Here is an 18,404-nt window from a genome sequence, read left to right on the forward strand (position 1 = left end):
CTCCTACTGCAGGCTGGAGAATAAAAAGTACCGCTTAAATGTAACCGGGTCTTGGTGGCTTGCCAGACTCAAATGACCAGCGGTCAAAGGCGGCGCTCGCCGGGAGCGCCGTTTTCACAGTCACAGCAAACTGATCGGATAGCTGACAATCAGGCGGTTCTCGTCGAACTCGTTGTTGCTGAAGTCGCGGCGCATGGTCGAGTTGCGCCATCTGACGTTCAGGTTCTTCAGCGCGCCGCTCTGCACGGTGTAGCCCAGTTCCGATTCGCGGCCCCATTCCTTGCCGTCGGTGATGGTGCCGGTGTGCACGTTGTCGCCGCTGATGTAACGGTTCATCAGGGTCAGGCCGGGGATGCCCAGGGCAACGAAGTTGTAGTCGTGGCGGACCTGCCAGGAGCGTTCCTGCGCGTTGTCGTAGCTGGCGTTGTAGCTGTCGTTGGCCAGGGTGCCGCCGCTGGTGCCGTTGACGCGCATCCAGGCGCTGTCGCCGGTGAGTTTCTGCAGGCCGACGTAGAAGGTGTGGCCACCGTATTTTGCCGAGAACATCCCCGACCAGGTCTTGTTGTCGAGCTCGCCGGCGCGGGCGCTGCCGTCGTCCTTGCCGTAGAAGAAACCGAGGTTGGCGCCCAACGTCCAGTCGCCGAGCGGCTGGCTGTGGATCAGGTTGACGTATTGCTGGCTGTAAATGTCCTTGAGTTCAGCGTTCCACAGGCCGATCTGGGTGCGCTTGTCGTTGAACACGTATTCGCCGCCCTGAAAGTTGAAGCGATCGGAGGTGAACGCGGCTTTGCCGGTCATCGACATGTCGCTCATGCTGCTGTCGTCGCGCGGGCTGTTGGCGCGGAACTGGCCGCCGTAGAGGGTCAGGCCGTCGATTTCCTTCGAGGTGATCTGGCCGCCGCGAAAGGTCTGCGGCAGCGAGCGGCCGTCGTCCGAGCGCAGGATCGGCAACACCGGCATCCACTCGCCGACCTTCACTTCGGTTTGCGACAGCTTCGCCTTGAAGGCGACGTTGGTGCGGCCGAAGTTGTCCGCCGGGCGTCCGTCATGATCCAGCGGCAACAATTGCGTGCCGCCGGTGCCTTTGCCGCCATCGAGCTTCACCGAGTACAACCCCAGCACATCCAGACCGAACCCGACGGTGCCTTGGGTGAAACCGGATTTGGCGTCGAGGATGAAGTTCTGCGTCCACTCTTCAGCCTTGCCCTGAGCCTTGGTCGGGTTGGTGAAGTTGCGGTTGATGTAGAAGTTGCGCAGGTTCAGGTTGACCTTGGCCCCGTCGATAAAACCGGTTTCTTCTGCCGCAGCGGGCATCGCGATGCCGGCCAGGGCGAGGGCGATCAGACCGGGAAGTGCGTAGGGCGCAGGGGAGGTTGTCATGGGCTCGGGTCTCTCTTGTTTTTTTGGGCAAACGGGGGGCGCTGCGACCGTTTTTCAAGGCGCAGACATTCGATGGATTCAGAGGCGAAGCGGCGGCGATCAGCCGGGAGGAGCAGGGCGCGGGAGCATGGTGTCGAACCTGTTGTTATTGGTTTTGTGGCTCGAATGGTGCGGGGCGCGGGCGAGGCGATTCAATCGGCGAAAGTGGAATTTGGGCGATTATCGAACGCAAGATTTGCGGGCAACAAAAAGCCCACCAAACGGTGGGCTTCTTGTATTCAGCAGATGATCAGAACAACTTCATCTTCGGCGCTTCTTCTTTGAGCGGCTCGTTCTGCGCGGTCTGCGCATTCCAGCCACCGCCCAGGGCCTTGTACAGGTTGACCGCACTGGTCAGCTGCGCGAGGCGGTCGGTGATCAGCGATTGTTGTGCGCTGAACAGCTGACGCTGGGCATCGAGGAAGGTCAGGTTGCTGTCGACGCCAATGCGATAGCGACGCTCGGCCAGGCGGTAGTAATCCTGGTTGGCCTGAACGAAATCACGCTGAGCCTGCAACTGCTCGGTGTAGGTCTGGCGCGCGGCCAGGCCGTCGGCGACTTCCTGGAAGGCCGTTTGAATTGACTTCTCGTAGTTCGCCACGCCAATGTCCTTCTGGATCTTGGCGTAGTCGAGGCTGGCGCGCAGGCTGCCGGCGTTGAAGATCGGCAGGTTGATCTGCGGCTGGAACAGCCACGTGCCCGAACCGCCCTTGAACAGGCCGGACAGGTCCGGGCTCAGGCTGCCCGCGTTGGCGGTCAGGCTGATGCTCGGGAAGAACGCTGCACGGGCCGCGCCGATGTTGGCGTTGGCGGCCTTCAGGTTGTACTCGGCCTGCAGGATGTCCGGACGGCGTTGCAGCAGATCCGACGGCAGACCGGCCGGTACGTCGGCCAGCAGGTCATCCGACAGCGGTTTGGCCGCTTGCAGGTTGGCCGGGATGCCGGTGCCGAGCAGCAGGGTCAGGCTGTTTTCGTCCTGGGCCACCTGGCGGGTGTAACGCGCCAGTTGTGCCCGGGCGTTCTCGACCGAGGTACGCGACTGCGCCAGGTCCAGCGCCGAGGCCACACCGACTTCATTGCTGCGGCTGGTCAGTTTGTAGCTTTCCTCGAAGGCACCGAGGGTGTCCTGCGTCAGCTTGAGCAGTTCCTTGTCGGCCTGCCAGGTCAGGTAGGCGTTGGCCACGCTGGCCACCAGGCTGATCTGGGTGCTGCGGCGCGCTTCTTCGGTGGCGAAGTATTGTTGCAGCGCTTGTTCGCTCAGGCTGCGAACCCGACCGAACAGGTCGAGTTCGTAGGCGCTGATGCCGACGGTAGCGGAGTAGGAACTGCTGATGGCCGCTTCACCGGTCTGCGACGCACGGGCCGGAACCCGCTGACGACTGCCGCTGGCATTGGCCGACACGGCCGGGAACAGATCGGCGCGCTGGATGCGGTATTGAGCCGCGTAGGCGTCGATGTTCAGCGCCGCGACACGCAGGTCGCGGTTGTTTTCCAGGGCCACCTGGATCAGCTGCTGCAGGGCCGGGTCATGGAAAAACTGCTTCCAGCCCTGCTCGGCAGCGGCCTGCGCCGGTGCCTGGGCCGGCGAGTACGCCGGGCCCTGCGGGTATTGGCCCGCCACCGGTGCTTGCGGCTGCTGATAATCCGGTATCAGCGAGCAACCGCTCAGCACGAAGGCGGCGACTGCGATGGAGAGTAGCGACTTGCTCATTGGCCAGCCTCTTTAGGAGTTTCTATGGCGTCATCCTTGCCGGCGTTTTTGCGCTGACCCATGGACGACACAGTGACGAAGAACAGTGGAACCCAGAATATCGCCAGGATCGTCGCGGTGAGCATACCGCCAATCACGCCGGTACCGATCGCGTGTTGACTGCCCGAGCCTGCGCCGGTGGAGATAGCCAACGGTACAACACCGAGGACGAAGGCCAGCGACGTCATGATGATCGGTCGCAGACGCATGCGGCAGGCTTCAATGGCCGCATCGCGCAGACTGCGTCCCTGCTCGTGCAATTCCTTGGCGAACTCGACGATCAGAATGGCGTTTTTAGCCGCCAGACCGATAGTCGTCAACAGACCCACCTGGAAGTACACGTCGTTCGACAGACCGCGCAGGCTGGTGGCCATCAGCGCACCGATGATCCCCAGCGGTACCACCAGCATGACCGCGATCGGAATCGACCAGCTTTCATACAGCGCCGCCAGACACAGGAACACCATCAGCAGCGACAGGGCGTATAGCGCCGGAGCCTGTGAGCCGGACAGACGTTCTTCGTACGACAGACCGGTCCACGAGATACCCACACCGGCCGGCAGTTTCTTGGCAATCGCCTCGACTTCGGCCATCGCTTCACCGGTGGAGTAACCCGGCGCCGGGGCACCTAGGATCTCGACCGCTTCAACGCCGTTGTAACGCGCCAGCTTCGGCGAACCGTAGATCCACTCGCCCTTGGCGAATGCGGAGAACGGAACCATGGTGCCGGCGGCGTTGCGCACGTACCACTTCTTCAGGTCTTCCGGGCTCATGCGCGAGTCTGGCCGGCCCTGCACGTACACCTTCTTCACCCGACCACGGTCGATGAAGTCGTTGACGTAGCTACTGCCCAGCGCAATCGACAGGGTGTTGTTGATGTCGGAGATGGTGATGCCCAGGGCACTGGCCTTCTCGTCATCGATTTCCAGCTGGAACTGCGGTTCATCGTTCAGACCGTTCGGACGGACCTGCGTGAGCACCTTGCTCTGCGCGGCCATGCCGAGGAACTGGTTGCGCGCGGCCATCAGTTGTTCGTGACCGATACCGGCGCGGTCCTGCAGGAACACGTCGAAACCGGTGGCATTACCCAGCTCCAGTACGGCCGGCGGGGCGAAGGCGAACACCATCGCATCGCGGAAGCTGAAGAAGTGCTGCTGGGCGCGGGCCGCCAGTTTGAACACGCTGTTGTCGGCGTTACGTTCGCCCCACGGCTTGAGCATGATGAACGCCATACCCGAGCTTTGGCCACGGCCGGCGAAGTTGAAGCCGGTCACGGTGAACACCGAGGCTACTGCGTCGCCTTCACCGCCGTCCTTGGTCGGACGCAGCAGGAACTCACGCATTTCATCCACCACCACCTGAGTGCGCTGGGCACTGGAACCGGCGGGTGTCTGCACCTGGGCGAACAGAACGCCCTGGTCTTCTTCCGGCAGGAACGCGGTCGGGATGCGGGTGAACAGCCAGATCATGCCGACCACGATCAGCAGGTACGCCAGCAGATATGGCGCCTTGCGCGACAACATGTTGCCAACACCGCGCTCGTAGCTGTTGACGCCACGGTCGAAGTTGCGGTTGAACCAGCCGAAGAAACCCTTTTTCGGTGTGCCGTGCTCACCGTGCGGAATCGCCTTGAGCATGGTGGCGCACAGCGCCGGGGTGAAGATCAGCGCGACCAGTACCGACAGCGCCATGGCCGACACGATGGTGATCGAGAACTGCTTGTAGATCACACCGGTGGAGCCGCTGAAGAATGCCATCGGCAGCAACACCGCCGACAGCACCAGGGCGATACCGACCAGGGCGCCCTGGATCTGGCCCATGGATTTCTTGGTCGCTTCCTTCGGTGACAAGCCTTCTTCGCTCATCACCCGCTCGACGTTTTCCACCACGACAATGGCGTCGTCCACCAGCAAGCCGATGGCCAGCACCATGCCGAACATGGTCAGGGTGTTGATGCTGAAACCGGCCGCTGCGAGGATGCCGAAAGTACCGAGCAATACCACCGGCACGGTCATCGTGGTGATGACGGTGGCGCGGAAGTTCTGCAGGAACAGGAACATCACCAGGAACACCAGCGCAATCGCTTCGACCAAGGTGTGAACCACGCCTTTGATCGACTCGGTCACCACCGGGGTGGTGTCGTACGGGAACACCACTTCCATGCCTTGCGGGAAGAACGGCTTGAGGTCGTCAATCGTCTTGCGCAGTGCCTTGGCGGTGTCGAGGGCGTTGGCGCCGTTGGCCAGTTTCACCGCCAGACCGGACGCCGGGCTGCCGTTGAACTGGGCGCTGATCGCATAGTTCTCGCCACCCAGGCCGACGTCGGCGACGTCTTTGAGGCGAACCTGCGAGCCGTCCTTGTTGACCTTGAGCAGAATCTCTTTGAACTGCTCGGCGGTCTGCAGACGGGTCTTGCCGATGATCGTGGCGTTCAGCTGCTGGCCCTGCACGGCAGGCAAACCACCGAGCTGACCGGACGACACCTGGACGTTCTGCGCCGCAATCGCGGTTTTCACGTCGACCGGGGTCAGGTTGAAGTTGTTCAACTTGGCCGGGTCGAGCCAGATGCGCATCGCGTACTGGGCACCGAAGACCTGGAAGTCACCGACACCGGCGGTCCGGGAGATCGGGTCCTGCATGTTCGACACGATGTAGTTGGACAGGTCGTCCTTGGTCATGCTGCCGTCACGCGACACCACGCCGATCACCAGCAGGAAGTTCTTCACTGCCTTGGTCACGCGGATACCCTGTTGCTGCACTTCCTGCGGCAGCAGCGGGGTGGCCAGGTTCAGCTTGTTCTGGACCTGGACCTGCGCGGTGTCGGAGTTGGTGCCTTGCTCGAAGGTCGCGGTGATGGTCATGCTGCCGTCGGAGTTACTTTCCGAGGACACATAACGCAGGTTGTCGATACCGTTGAGCTGCTGCTCGATCACTTGCACCACGGTGTCCTGAACCGTCTGTGCCGAAGCACCCGGGTAGGTCACCGAGATTGCAATGGCTGGTGGCGCAATGCTCGGGTACTGGTTGATTGGCAGTTTCAGGATCGAAAGTGCCCCGACCAGCATGATCACCAGGGCAATTACCCAGGCGAAAATCGGACGGTCGATGAAAAATTTTGACATGGATTACTCCCCTTTGCCGCCGGCGGCTTTGTCAGCTGCCTGAGCGGGGGCCGGGTTCTTTTTGCCGACGTTGGTCGCTTCGGTCGGTTTGACCTCAACACCCGGTTTGACGAATTGCAGCCCTTCGGTGATCAGGCGATCGCCGGCCTTCAGGCCGTCTTCGATCAGCCACTGGCTGCCGACAGTACGGCTGGCCTTGAGCTGACGCAGTTCGACCTTGTTGTCCGGACCGACGACCAGCGCAGTCGGGGTGCCCTTGAGGTCGCGGGTCACGCCTTGCTGCGGCGCGAGGATCGCGGCGCTGTTCACACCGGCCTGCAACTGCGCGTGGACGAACATGCCCGGCAGCAGAGTGTGATCCGGGTTCGGGAACACGGCGCGCAGGGTCACGGAACCGGTGGTCTGGTCGACCGACACTTCGGAGAATTCCAGCTTACCGTCGAGCTTGTACTGGCTGCCGTCTTCGAGGGTCAGCTTGACCGCAGCGGCGTTGTCGCCGGCCTTCTGCAGACGACCGCTTTCCAGTTCGCGACGCAATTCCAGCAACTCGACCGAGGACTGAGTAACGTCGACGTAGATCGGGTCCAGTTGCTGGATCACGGCCATCGCGTCGGTCTGGCCGCTGCTGACCAGCGCGCCTTCGGTCACCGAAGAACGGCCGATGCGACCGGAGATCGGTGCGTAGACCTTGGTGTAACGCACGTTGATCTGCGCGCTTTGCAACGACGCTTCCGATTGCAGGCGGTTGGCTACGGCGGTGTCGTATTCCTGACGGCTGACGGCCTGCTCGTCGACCAGTTGCTTGTAGCGGTCGGAGATCGACTTGGTCGAACGCAGGTTGGCTTCGGCGCTTTTCAGGGTCGCTTCATAAACCGACGGATCGATCTGATACAGCTGCTGGCCGGCTTTGACATCGCCGCCTTCCTTGAACAGACGCTTGAGAATGATGCCGTTGACCTGCGGACGAACTTCGGCGATGCGGAATGCACTGGTGCGGCCCGGCAGTTCGGAAGTCAGAGTAAAGGCTTGTGGTTGCAGGGTGACGACGCCGACCTGAGGAGGTGGTGCGGCGGGAGCCGCCTCTTCCTTTTTACATCCGCTGAGCAGCGATGCCAGGGCGACGGCAGTGACCAGAGCGGTAACAGCTGGCTTGAATTGCATGAAGATCCTCGGGTCAGGCGCGCGAAAAGCGCACAAGAAGTGTGGAAGGGTAAAAAAGGGTTATCGGGTGGATAAGTAGCTTGCTAATGAATATACTTACGTTCATGGTTGTTTGTAAACACCTTGGCGTCGTATCCATCCTGTTACAAAAGTCGTCGCAAGGTCTGAAATTGTAGGCCGGGGAGCCGATCCGCGAGAGATCGACCCTTTTTTATTCAGCGGATATTCAGCCATCCCTGAAACATCCTGTTTGAGGTTTTACTGCCATGGTCCGTCGTACCAAAGAGGAAGCTCAGGAAACGCGCAGCCAGATTCTCGAAGCGGCCGAGAAAGCCTTCTATGAGCGGGGCGTGGCGCGCACGACATTGTCGGATATCGCGACCCTGGCCGGGGTGACGCGCGGAGCCATCTACTGGCACTTCAGCAACAAGGCCGATCTGTTGCAAGCCATGCTCGATACTCTGCATGAGCCGTTGGACGAACTGGCCAAGGCCAGCGAAAGCGAGGACGAACCCGATCCACTGGGCTGCATGCGCCAATTGCTGATTCATTTGTTTCATAAAGTTGCACTGGATCCGAAGACCCGGCGTATCAACGAAATTTTGTTTCATAAGTGCGAGTTCACCGATGAAATGTGCGATCTGCGTCAGCAGCGCCGGACCGCCAGCCTCGATTGCAATGTGCGGATCGCGCTGACACTGAGTAACGCGGTCAATCGTGGGCAGTTGCCGGCGGACCTCGACACCGCCCGGGCAGCCATCAGCATTCACGCCTATATCGACGGCCTCCTTTATGGATGGCTCCTGGCGCCGGACGCTTTCGATCTGTACGCCGAGGCGGAGCGTTGGGTCGATACGGGGCTGGACATGCTGCGCTGGAGCCCCAGCCTGCGCAAATGAAACAAAATTCGTTATTGGTCCGTGGGTGTCAACCGTGATGTTGAAAATGAACGGTGCTTCACGCACGCTGCGGTAATGGGCTGCTTTTATATACGCACGTTCACTTGATTGACAGATTGCTAGCTCAGTATTTTGTAGGAATTTTGTGTCTGGAATGTGAGAGAGGGTAAGTGCCAGACAATCAATCCTGACGTGATCCCCTATTGGAGCTGCGTCAGACCTACGATAAACAAAAAGCCCCGACTCTTTCGAGTCCAGGGCTTTTTTCGTGTTTCTGTAATTGACGAATACTGTCGGGTAGTCGATGTGGCCGACCGTGGAGCATCCTTGAGTGCATACCGCTTTACGATCAAAGGAATCTTTTTACTTGAATGGTTGCGAACTATGCAATCTCAGTTCACGACAGCCCAATAATTGGTTATACGGGCGGCGGTCGTACTTAACCTAAGTTGATCACTATGGCATAGCTATAAGGGCGAGCGGGCTGTTGCCGGGTTATATGAGATTCGCAGGTGAGTGGTTTTTTGCCAATAGAACGAACGTTATGTTCGCGTTTGGGGATTATTTTCGTGTCAAAGGCGAACGGTTCATAGGGGGCCGTTAACTTTACTGAGGTTGTGAAATGAAAGGCCTGTTTTTCACCGGAGTAAGTAAACGCATGTCCGACGGGGGTGGATCTACGCCGTTTCGCCCCACCAGAAATCGCTGGAGGCGTGCTGCGTAGTATGAACTGCATGTAGGTCCAAGGGTGGATGACCAGATCCTTTCCTTGGAATACATTGGTATCCCAGCTGCATTGGGTGAGTGAAAATTTTTCCGAGGTTCCATTGTAGATATTGATCAGAATACTGTTATTGCCTTCGTGTTTAATCGTATTCCAGGTTTTTTCTTCGTGTTGTTGAGCTTTTTTGATAACGGTTTTAAATTCATCTTCAGGTTTTGAGTGGTTAGTGGTCTTGGTGTGTTCGTCGTCGGTGATGCTGGAAAGCGCAGTACCTAAAATACCAGCGGCGACTGGATTAATTAAATAGGCTGAGTTTGATAAAATGGAGGTTGGAATAGTGTTTTCGAATGTTTTGATTTGAGTTTCTTCATGATTGTTTTCGTCTTTTGAAGCGGTGTTGTTTGTTGTGTCATTCATGACGGTTTCTCTTTTTGTTTAGTTGGAGGGTGCGAAAATAACAGTACCAAGGTCGATGTGCATGCGTGCTATGTAATGGTTTATTTCGCAAGTAGTCGCCCCCCCCCTGATAAACAAAAAGCCCCGGCTCTTACGAGTCCGGGGCTTTTGAATTGCAAGGCGTAGTGATTACAACGTTGGGTAGTCGATGTAGCCGACCGGGCCCTTGCCGTAGAACAGCTCTGGCCGCGGTTCGTTCAGCGGCGCATCGTCCTTCAGCCGGGCCGGCAGGTCCGGGTTGGCAATGAACGGGATGCCGAATGCCACGGCGTCAGCCTTGCCCTCGGCCAGCCACGCGTTGGCGCTGTCCTTGGTGAAGCGCTCGTTAGCGATGTACACGCCGCCGAAGGCTTCTTTCAGTTGTGGGCCGAGGCTGTCGGCGCCTTCTTTCTCGCGGGAGCAGATGAAGGCGATGCCACGCTTGCCCAGTTCGCGAGCGACGTAGGTGAAGGTCTCTGCGAGGTTGTCGTCGCCCATGTCATGGGAGTCGGCGCGCGGTGCCAGGTGCACACCAACACGGCCGGCGCCCCAGACTTCGATCGCGGCGTCGGTGACTTCCAGCAGCAGGCGGGCACGGTTTTCCAGGGAGCCGCCGTAGTGGTCGGTACGCTGGTTGGTGCTGCTTTGCAGGAACTGGTCGAGCAGGTAGCCGTTGGCGCCGTGGATTTCCACGCCGTCGAAACCGGCCGCCTTGGCGTTTTCCGCACCGACGCGGTAAGCGTCGACGATGTCGGCGATTTCAGCGGTTTCCAGTGCACGCGGGGTTGGATAGTCGGCCAGCGGGCGAACCAGGCTGACATGGCCTTTAGGCTGGATGGCGCTCGGTGCAACCGGCGCTTCGCCGTTCAGGTACGACGGGTGGGAAACCCGGCCGACGTGCCACAGTTGCAGGACGATCTTGCCGCCGGCGGCGTGAACGGCCTTGGTCACGTTGGTCCAGCCGCGCACCTGATCGTTGGACCAGATGCCCGGGGTGTCCGGGTAGCCGACGCCCATCGGGGTCACCGACGTGGCTTCGCTGAGGATCAGGCCGGCCGAGGCGCGTTGTACGTAGTACTCGGCCATCAGCGCGTTCGGTACACGGCCTTCGTCGGCGCGGCAGCGGGTCAGCGGGGCCATGATGATGCGGTTGGACAGCTCGAGGTCGCCCAGTTTGATCGGATCGAAAATTGTTGCCATGAGATACAACCCTCGTGAGGTAAGTGAGTGAATCAGTTAGCGGTAGCCAGCTCGGGATTGCCGTTCTGGCGGAATGTGATCAGGGTCACCAGCAGCGCGAGGACCGCCAGCGCAGCAGCGGCGAGAGGCACGCTGGTCAGGCCGTAGCCGTGGGCGATGACGCTGCCGCCGACCCAGGCACCGAGGGCGTTGCCGACGTTGAAGGCGCCGATGTTCAGGGTCGACACCAGGTTCGGTGCGGCCTGGCCGTAGGTCACGACGTTCACTTGCAGAGCCGGCACGGCAGCGAAACACGCGGTAGCCCAGAGGAACAGGGTGATTTCGGTGGGGATCAGCGCGATGCTGGTCCAGGTCAGGACGGTGGAAGTCACGGCCATGGCGATGAACACGCCGATCAGCGTCGCGGCCAGGCCTTTATCGGCCAGTTTGCCGCCAATGATGTTGCCGACGGTCAAGCCCAGGCCGATGAGCATCAGGGTCCAGGTCACGCCACGGGGCGAGACGCCGGTGACATCGCCCAGCAATGGAGCGACGTAAGTGAACAGGGTGAATACCGAGGCGGCGAACAGCGCGGTCATGCTCAGCGACAGCCAGATACCGGCGCCCTTGAGCGCGGCCAGTTCGGCGCGCATGTCGAGTTTTTCTTCGTCACGCTTGGCCGGCAGGAAGCGGATCAGGCCGATCAGCGCGATCACACCGATCACGGTCACTGCCCAGAAGGTCGAGCGCCATCCGGCTTCCTGACCGAGGGCGGTGCCCAGCGGTACACCCAGCACGTTGGCCAGGGTCAGGCCGGTGAACATCAGGGCCACGGCCGAGGCGCGTTTGTTCGGTGCCACCAGATTGGCCGCGACCACCGAACCGATGCCGAAGAACGCACCGTGGCAGAGGGCGGTGACCACTCGGGCGAACATCAGCACGTTGTAATCAGTGGCGATGGCGCAGAGCAGGTTGCCGATAATGAAGATGCCCATCAGCGTAACCAGTGCAGCCTTGCGCGGCAGTTTTGCAGTGGCCATTGCCATGAACGGCGCACCAATCGCCACGCCCAGGGCGTAACCGGTCACCAGCCAGCCGGCACCGGGGATCGACACACCGAGGTCAGCCGCCACATTGGGCAGCAGGCCCATGATGACGAACTCGGTGGTGCCGATGGCGAAGGCGCTCAAGGCGAGTATGAGTAGCGAGAGGGGCATTGTCTGGTCCTTTTGGCTGGCTGACGTTAAGGGTCAGAGCTCTTTGCTGAGGGTGCTGAGGAACGCCTGGATCACGTCCTCGTTGCGTTTGAAAAAGTGCCACTGGCCGGCCTTCTGGCTGCTGATCAGCCCGGCCCGTTGCAGGGTGGCCAGGTGGGCGGAAACGGTCGATTGCGACAGGCCGCAGCGTTGATCGATCTGCCCGGCGCAGATGCCGTACTCGTGGTTGTGGATCTGTTCCGGAAACTGGGCTTTCGGGTCTTTCAGCCAGTTGAGGATGTCTCGCCGTACTGGGTGTGCCAGGGCTTTTATTATTTCGTCGAGGTCAATGTTCATGGCTGGGTGCTCGTGATGTGTGTAGCGCTATATCGCGATGAGGCGAACTTTATATCGGTACTTCGCGATACACCAATATGAATTTGATCTGACGACCGCATAAATCGGTATATCGGGTTATAACGATATGTGAGGTGTAAACAACCGCGGGCGCGGTGCTAAGCTGCGCCCATGAACTATCTCGCACATTTACACCTCGGTGGCCAGCGCCCCGGTCAACTGCTCGGCAGTCTGTATGGCGATTTCGTCAAAGGGCGGCTGCAAGGGCAGTTCGACCCGGAGATCGAAGCGGCGATTGCCCTGCATCGGCAAATCGATGTGTTCACTGATCGCCATCCTTTGGTGGATGCGTCGCTGGCCCGGTTTTCGACGACTCGCCGCCGTTACGCGGGCATCGTCCTCGACGTGTTTTTCGACCATTGCCTGGCCCGCGACTGGACGCAGTACGCCGATCGGCCGCTCGGCCAATTCACCACCGACGTTTACCGCGTGCTGTCCAGCGAGCGGCAATTGCCCGAGCGCCTGGCGAAGATCGCCCCGCACATGGTCGCCAATGACTGGTTGGGTTCGTATCAGGAATTCGAAGTGCTGGAGCAGGTGTTGCGCGGGATCTCCCGGCGCCTGACCCGGCCTGAAGAACTGGCGGGGGCGATGGAGGAATTGCGGCGGTTGTATGAACCGTTGAGCGAGGACTTTCGTTTGTTCTACCCACAGCTGCAGGACTTTGCCGGCCGGCAGCTGTAGGCAGGCTTCGCCGATCAGGCCGCGATCAGATCGCGGGCGTGTTGCGCTTCGACCGGTTTGAGCACATCACCGAACAAGGCTTTCTGCACCGCTTGCTGGGCCTCGTACGCCAATGCCGCGCGCTCCCGCCCCTGGCAGGCAATTGGCTTGAGCAGATGAATTTCGACATCGCCGCAGTCGTTGCTGAACAGGCGCATCAGGTGCGACAGCAGATCATCGTCACCAATGAACGGCGCCAGCGAATCGATCTTGCCGTCGCGCAGGTAACGGATCGCCACCGGTTGCAGTTTCACCTCGGAATCAATCGCCGCCGACAGCAGGCGACCATGAAAGGTGCGCAGCGAACGGCCATCGGTGGTGGTGCCTTCCGGGAACATCAGCAGCGGATGATCGGTTTGCAGGTGACGGGTCATCTGCTTGCGGATCAACTGGCTGTCGCCCGAACCGCGACGGATGAACAGGCTGCCGGCCTTCGCCGCGAGCCAGCCGGCCACCGGCCAGGTGCGCACTTCGGCCTTGGACAGAAACGACAGCGGCGTGAGCATGCCGAGCAGCGGAATGTCGGTCCACGACACATGGTTGCTGACCCACAGCATCGGCTGCTTCGGCAGCTCACCGTGGACGGTCACGCGAAAGGGCAGGGCATTGCTCAGACGCGCCATGAAAAACCGCGACCAGCGCTGCCGACGCTCCATCGAATGGGCCAGGCCCAGGCGCTCGAAAACCCCGAAGACACCGGCCATGCTCAGGCCCAGCGTCACCACCAGCAGCACTCGCGCGATCCGCGCGTACACCCGCAGCCGGCTCATTACACGGCCGCCTTGAAGTGCTTGGCGTAGCGCGGGCAGAGTTCGTCGCGCTTGAGCAGGATGAACACGTCGGCAACCTGGAAGTCTTCGTCCCAGCAAGGTTCGCCGCAGATCTTCGCCCCCAGGCGCATGTAGGCCTTGAGCAGCGGCGGCATTTCGGCGATCACGTTCGACGGAATGTCGAGGCTCGGCAGCGGATTCTTCGGCTCGGCGCGCAGGTGTTCGGTGCACAGATAGCGTTCGCGCAGGCGCTGCATGATCGCGTGGGCCTGTATGCCGCCGTCCTGCATCGGGATGCTCGCGCAACCCATCAGATAGCTGTAGCCGCCCTGATTGAGGACTTCGGCCAGCTCGCCCCACAGCACGGCGATGGTGCCGCCGTTGCGGTAGGCCGGGTCGACGCAGGTGCGGCCGATTTCCAGGATCGGGCCTTGCAGATGCGCGAGGCCGTGCAGGCTGAATTCTTCTTCGCTGTAGAACTTGCCCAGGCTGCTGGCGGCGGTGTGATCGAGCAAACGGGTGGTCGCCACCAGGCGGCCGGTGTTCAGGTCACGCACGCCGATGTGGCTGCAGTGAACATCATAGTCATCCATGTCCAGACCCAGCTCCGCGCCGTTCAGCTTGGCGTTGAACTCGCCGCTGAACACGTTGAAGCGCAAGGCCTGGGCTTGCTGCAAGGCCTCGGCGCCGATCAGGCGTTCGGCTTGCAGGCGGCGTTCATTGCCGGTGTCGCTGATGCGGGCGATCTGAGTCATGTGAATCTCCGTACGGGCCTTGAACCCGTCATGGGTTGCAGCCGATCGACTTTCTTTATGCAGCCGTGTTGTGCAAAGTCAGGCTATGTAGCCCCGGTGTCATCGCCATGAATGTTTGGTGATGCTTATATGACAGCCCACAAGGAGCCTCTGATGACCTGGTCGACCCTGCTGGAATGCCGCGAACGCCTGCCCGCCGTTGCCGACCTGGCGGAGGGCTTCGCCATGCTGCTACATCAACTGGGCAGCGTTTCGCCGTTCGAACTGGCGGTATCAGGCGGGCGGCGGATGGCGACGCCGGGGCTGGCGTTTCTGGTGGGTTATCAGGCGGCGTTGCGCATGCTCTGGCCGAGCGCGCCGCCGAGCCTCGGTGCGATGTGCGCGACCGAGCAGCGCAGCCTGCGCCCGGCGGACATGCAGACCCGGCTCACGGATCTGCGCCTCACCGGGCAAAAGGATTTCGTCACCGCCGGCGATGCGGCCGACTGGCTGCTGATCGCCGCGCGCAGTGAGCAACCCGGCGAATCACCGCGCCTGAGCCTGGCCGTGGTGTACCCCGGCGAGCCCGGCGTGCGAGTGGAAAAACTCCCGGCGCTGCCGTTGATGCCGGACATCAGCCATGGTCGGCTGCATCTCGACGATGCGTTGTGCGAGTTGCTCGCCGGGGACGGTTGGGATGCTTACGTCAAACCGTTCCGCACCCTTGAAGACGTTTACGTGTTGAGCGCAATGACCGCGTGGCTGTACGGCGTCGCTCAGGACAGCGGCTGGCCGCAGCCGCTGCAATTGCGCCTGCTGGCGCTGCTGGCCGGGTGCTCGGAAGTCAGTCGTCAGCCGCCGAACAATCCCGCCGGGCATGTTTTGCTCGGCGGATTGTTTGCGCAGTTCGACGGGTTGAAAGCGAAAGTCGATCAAGCCCTGCGCGACGGCGATCCTGAGTGGGCGGCGATGTGGCAACGCGATCAGTCGGTCATGCAACTGGCGGCGGGTGCGCGGGCCAAACGCCTGGCCAAGGCGTTGGCGGCAAACCAAAACACATCTGTCATGAACGCCGGCTAGTCTTCTCAGGTTCATCCCCAGAGCCCTCACCATGTTCAAAGGCCTGTCCCTGTTTCTGCTGCTGATCAGCTTCACGGTTCAGGCCGAACAATGGCCGGGCGAGCAATGGCCGACCGGCGCGAAACTCACCGGCCCAGCCGTCGAGGCACTGGAGGCCTATGCCTTCCCGACCCGCGATGACAGCACCCGCAAAGGCATCCGCACCGACGCCTTGCTGGTGATCCGCGACGGCCAGCTCATCTACGAACGCTACGCCGCTGCGGCCACCGCCGACACGCCGCACCTGACCTGGTCGATCAGCAAAAGCCTGATGGCCACGGTGCTCGGCGTGGCGTACGGCGAAGGCCTGTTCAAGCTCGATGACCCGGCCGCGAAATATTACCCGGTGCTGGAAAAACACCCGGCCGTCACGATCAAGGATCTGCTGCACTGGGCCTCGGGCATCGACTGGCAGGAAGACTACGAATACGCCCCGCTGAAATCCTCGGTGGTGGCCATGCTCTACACCCGTGGCCACCGCGACATGGCCGCCTTCACCGCCGATCACGACCGCTACGCGCCAGCGGGGCAGGTGTTCCGCTATTCCAGCGGCGACAGCAATCTGTTGGCGGCGGCGCTGAAAACCATCGTCGGCCCACAGCGTTATCCCGACTATCCGTGGACAGCGCTTTTCGATCCCTTGGGCATCCGCCATGCCACCTGGGAGACCGACGCCACGGGCACCTTCGTCGCCTCCTCCTATGCCTATATGACGGCCCGGGATCTGGCGCGAATCGGTCTGTTGATGGAACGGGACGGACGCTGGAACGACCGGCAGTTGCTGCCCAAGGATTGGGTCGCCTTCAACCGCCAACCCTTCGCCGGCTACAAGGCTCATCAGGACGAAGCCGTGCCCGGCGGCCAGTGGTGGCTCAATCGCCCGGCAGACGGTGCGTCGACGCCATGGCCCGACGCACCACCCGACACCTTCGCCGCCCTCGGCCACTGGGGCCAGGCGCTGTACGTGATCCCGAGCGAAAAACTGCTGATCGTGCGCTACGCCGATGACCGCGACGGCAGCTATCGCCACAACGAATTGCTCAAGCGCGTGCTCGGGGCGGTGCGGCCATGAAACTGTTCAGACGCATCCTGCTGGTGCTGCTGGTCGTGCTGCTGGGCTGGGGCTGGCACGAGCGCGAAAACCTGTGGGCCTTCCCGGACATCATCAGCGCCTACACCGCCAAGGAATATTGTTCGTGTCGCTACGTGATGAACAACGACGCCGAGTATTGCCGGGGCTACGTGAAGCAGTGGCTGCCCAGCGAACTGACCGATGACCGCACGCAAAAAATCGTCACCGCCAGCGGCCTGGGACGCAGCAACAGCGCCCAATGGTTAGGCGAACGCCAGGGCTGTCGCCTGCAACCCTGATCCGGTTCCACCCTGTGGAACCACATTCGATTGTCCTCTCGCGTGTCTCGCGGTTATCTGGCGGTGAGCACGACCTGCCGTTCACGTGTCGTGAAACAACACCGAACAAAAAGACCGGGAACACCCGCGCGAGGAGATCCGTCATGCCCCGACATCAGCACATTCTGGCCTGGCTCAACGATGTGGCTGGCGACCTGCACGCCACCCGCCAGGACATTCACGCCCACCCTGAACTCGGTTTCGAAGAAAGCCGCACCTCGGCGCTGGTCGCCAGGTCGCTGGAAGAGTGGGGCTATGAAGTCCACACCGGCGTCGGCAAAACCGGCGTAGTCGGCGTGCTGCGCAACGGCAGCAGCACACGCAGACTCGGGCTGCGGGCCGACATGGATGCGCTGCCGATCATCGAGAACACTGGCGTCGCCTACAGCAGCCGGCATCAAGGCTGCATGCACGCCTGCGGCCACGACGGGCACACCGCGATGCTGCTCGGTGCGGCGCGTTATCTGGCCGCGACCCGCCAGTTCGACGGCACCCTGACGCTGATTTTCCAGCCCGCCGAAGAGGGCCAGGGCGGGGCCGAAGCGATGCTTGCCGATGGCCTGCTCGAACGCTTCCCGTGTGATGCGCTGTTCGGCATGCACAACATGCCGGGCCTGCCGGCGGGGCATCTGGGCTTTCGCGAAGGGCCGATGATGGCTTCGCAGGATCTGCTCACGGTGACCATCGAAGGCGTTGGCGGTCACGGCTCGATGCCGCATCTGGCGGTGGATCCGTTGGTGGCCGCAGCCAGTGTGGTGATGGCTTTGCAAACCGTGGTCGCGCGCAACATCGATGCGCAGCAGGCGGCGGTGGTAACGGTCGGCGCATTGCAGGCCGGCGAAGCGGCGAACGTGATTCCGCAACAGGCGATCTTGCGCCTGAGCCTGCGTGCGTTGAATGCCGAAGTCCGCGTTCAGACACTGGACCGCGTGCGCTCGATCATCGAGTCCCAGGCCGAGAGCTTCGGCTGCACCTCGACCATCGAACACCGCCCGGCCTACCCGGTGCTGGTCAACCACGCCGCCGAAACCGAGTTCGCTCGTCAGGTCGGCGTCGAACTGGTGGGCGCCGATGCCGTCGATGGCAACACTCCGAAACTGATGGGCAGCGAAGACTTCGCCTGGATGCTCCAGCGCTGCCCCGGCGCGTACCTGTTCATCGGCAACGGCGTGGCGCGGCCGATGGTGCATAACCCGGCGTACGATTTTAACGATGACATTCTGCTGACCGGCGCGGCGTATTGGGGCGCGCTCACCGAGAGCTGGCTCAAGCCGGCCTGATTTCTTCACTTTTTGCTGCCGCTGGAACGCAGGTGCGCATGTGCCTGCGTGGTCAACCCACAGCTT

Annotated in this window: 16 protein-coding genes; 6 read left to right on the forward strand and 10 right to left on the reverse strand. The window is 61.3% G+C overall.

Annotated elements, in window-relative coordinates; genetic code table 11:
* Positions 1 to 120: 120 nt before the first annotated feature.
* From CAF76_RS17055 to emhA, 4 genes are all read right to left on the reverse strand, one after another.
* Positions 121 to 1,380, reverse strand: a complete 1,260-nt coding sequence (locus tag CAF76_RS17055; RefSeq protein ID WP_085647860.1) for an OprD family porin — start codon at positions 1,378 to 1,380, stop codon at positions 121 to 123.
* A 289-nt stretch (positions 1,381 to 1,669) separates the two neighbouring features.
* Positions 1,670 to 3,130, reverse strand: coding sequence for an efflux RND transporter outer membrane subunit EmhC (gene emhC / locus CAF76_RS17060; RefSeq protein WP_064593991.1), 1,461 nt, complete (start codon positions 3,128 to 3,130; stop codon positions 1,670 to 1,672).
* Positions 3,127 to 6,291 (reverse strand): efflux RND transporter permease subunit EmhB, encoded by a 3,165-nt coding sequence (gene emhB, locus CAF76_RS17065; protein WP_085647861.1) that lies wholly within the window; start codon positions 6,289 to 6,291, stop codon positions 3,127 to 3,129. The genes emhC and emhB overlap by 4 nt, the downstream gene beginning before the upstream one ends.
* A 3-nt stretch (positions 6,292 to 6,294) precedes the next feature.
* Entirely contained in the window at positions 6,295 to 7,452 is a 1,158-nt protein-coding gene (gene emhA / locus CAF76_RS17070) for an efflux RND transporter periplasmic adaptor subunit EmhA (protein WP_039771445.1), read from the reverse strand.
* A 266-nt stretch (positions 7,453 to 7,718) separates the two neighbouring features.
* On the opposite strand from emhA, the gene CAF76_RS17075 reads away from it, so the two are divergent.
* Positions 7,719 to 8,351, forward strand: coding sequence for a TetR family transcriptional regulator (locus CAF76_RS17075; protein WP_064593995.1), 633 nt, complete (start codon positions 7,719 to 7,721; stop codon positions 8,349 to 8,351).
* A 439-nt stretch (positions 8,352 to 8,790) separates the two neighbouring features.
* Here CAF76_RS17075 and CAF76_RS28485 read toward each other — a convergent pair whose 3' ends face one another.
* The 4 genes from CAF76_RS28485 to CAF76_RS17090 all read right to left on the reverse strand — a co-directional run bounded on the left by CAF76_RS28485 (position 8,791) and on the right by CAF76_RS17090 (position 12,242).
* A complete protein-coding gene (locus CAF76_RS28485; RefSeq protein WP_143491816.1) occupies positions 8,791 to 9,492 on the reverse strand; it encodes a hypothetical protein in 702 nt (233 codons plus the stop codon).
* A gap of 168 nt (positions 9,493 to 9,660) precedes the next feature.
* On the reverse strand, positions 9,661 to 10,710 hold the full coding sequence (locus CAF76_RS17080; RefSeq protein WP_085647862.1) for an alkene reductase: 1,050 nt from the start codon (positions 10,708 to 10,710) through the stop codon (positions 9,661 to 9,663).
* Positions 10,711 to 10,742: 32 nt separating this feature from the next.
* Positions 10,743 to 11,906: an MFS transporter gene (locus CAF76_RS17085; protein WP_011332833.1), complete on the reverse strand. Its 1,164-nt coding sequence runs from the start codon at positions 11,904 to 11,906 to the stop codon at positions 10,743 to 10,745.
* Positions 11,907 to 11,939: 33 nt separating this feature from the next.
* Positions 11,940 to 12,242 carry a helix-turn-helix transcriptional regulator gene (locus tag CAF76_RS17090; protein ID WP_007957866.1) on the reverse strand — a complete coding sequence of 101 codons (303 nt, stop codon included), beginning with the start codon at positions 12,240 to 12,242 and terminating at the stop codon, positions 11,940 to 11,942.
* A 171-nt stretch (positions 12,243 to 12,413) separates the two neighbouring features.
* On the opposite strand from CAF76_RS17090, the gene CAF76_RS17095 reads away from it, so the two are divergent.
* A complete protein-coding gene (locus CAF76_RS17095; RefSeq protein ID WP_085647863.1) occupies positions 12,414 to 12,986 on the forward strand; it encodes an ACP phosphodiesterase in 573 nt (190 codons plus the stop codon).
* Between the two features lie 14 nt (positions 12,987 to 13,000).
* Here the strand turns inward: CAF76_RS17095 and CAF76_RS17100 are convergent, their stop codons facing one another.
* Both CAF76_RS17100 and olsB read right to left on the reverse strand, forming a co-directional pair.
* Complete coding sequence (locus CAF76_RS17100) at positions 13,001 to 13,795, reverse strand: 1-acyl-sn-glycerol-3-phosphate acyltransferase (RefSeq protein ID WP_085647864.1); 795 nt, start codon at positions 13,793 to 13,795, stop codon at positions 13,001 to 13,003.
* Positions 13,795 to 14,550: an L-ornithine N(alpha)-acyltransferase gene (olsB, locus tag CAF76_RS17105; RefSeq protein ID WP_064594004.1), complete on the reverse strand. Its 756-nt coding sequence runs from the start codon at positions 14,548 to 14,550 to the stop codon at positions 13,795 to 13,797. Before olsB ends, CAF76_RS17100 begins: the two co-directional genes overlap by 1 nt.
* A gap of 153 nt (positions 14,551 to 14,703) precedes the next feature.
* On the opposite strand from olsB, the gene CAF76_RS17110 reads away from it, so the two are divergent.
* The 4 genes from CAF76_RS17110 (at position 14,704) to CAF76_RS17125 (ending at position 18,338) form a co-directional block, all read left to right on the forward strand.
* A complete protein-coding gene (locus tag CAF76_RS17110; RefSeq protein ID WP_085647865.1) occupies positions 14,704 to 15,609 on the forward strand; it encodes an acyl-CoA dehydrogenase family protein in 906 nt (301 codons plus the stop codon).
* 31 nt (positions 15,610 to 15,640) lie between these two features.
* The gene (locus CAF76_RS17115; protein WP_085647866.1) at positions 15,641 to 16,720 is read left to right on the forward strand and encodes a serine hydrolase; all 1,080 of its coding nucleotides are present in this window, start codon (positions 15,641 to 15,643) and stop codon (positions 16,718 to 16,720) included.
* Complete coding sequence (locus CAF76_RS17120; RefSeq protein WP_085647867.1) at positions 16,717 to 17,019, forward strand: amidase; 303 nt, start codon at positions 16,717 to 16,719, stop codon at positions 17,017 to 17,019. The genes CAF76_RS17115 and CAF76_RS17120 overlap by 4 nt, the downstream gene beginning before the upstream one ends.
* Positions 17,020 to 17,162: 143 nt before the next feature.
* Complete coding sequence (locus CAF76_RS17125) at positions 17,163 to 18,338, forward strand: M20 aminoacylase family protein (RefSeq protein WP_064594011.1); 1,176 nt, start codon at positions 17,163 to 17,165, stop codon at positions 18,336 to 18,338.
* Positions 18,339 to 18,404 lie beyond the last annotated feature (66 nt).

This window comes from Pseudomonas sp. B40(2017), from assembly GCF_002112855.1.
In the GTDB taxonomy this organism is placed as follows: domain Bacteria; phylum Pseudomonadota; class Gammaproteobacteria; order Pseudomonadales; family Pseudomonadaceae; genus Aquipseudomonas; species Aquipseudomonas pharyngis.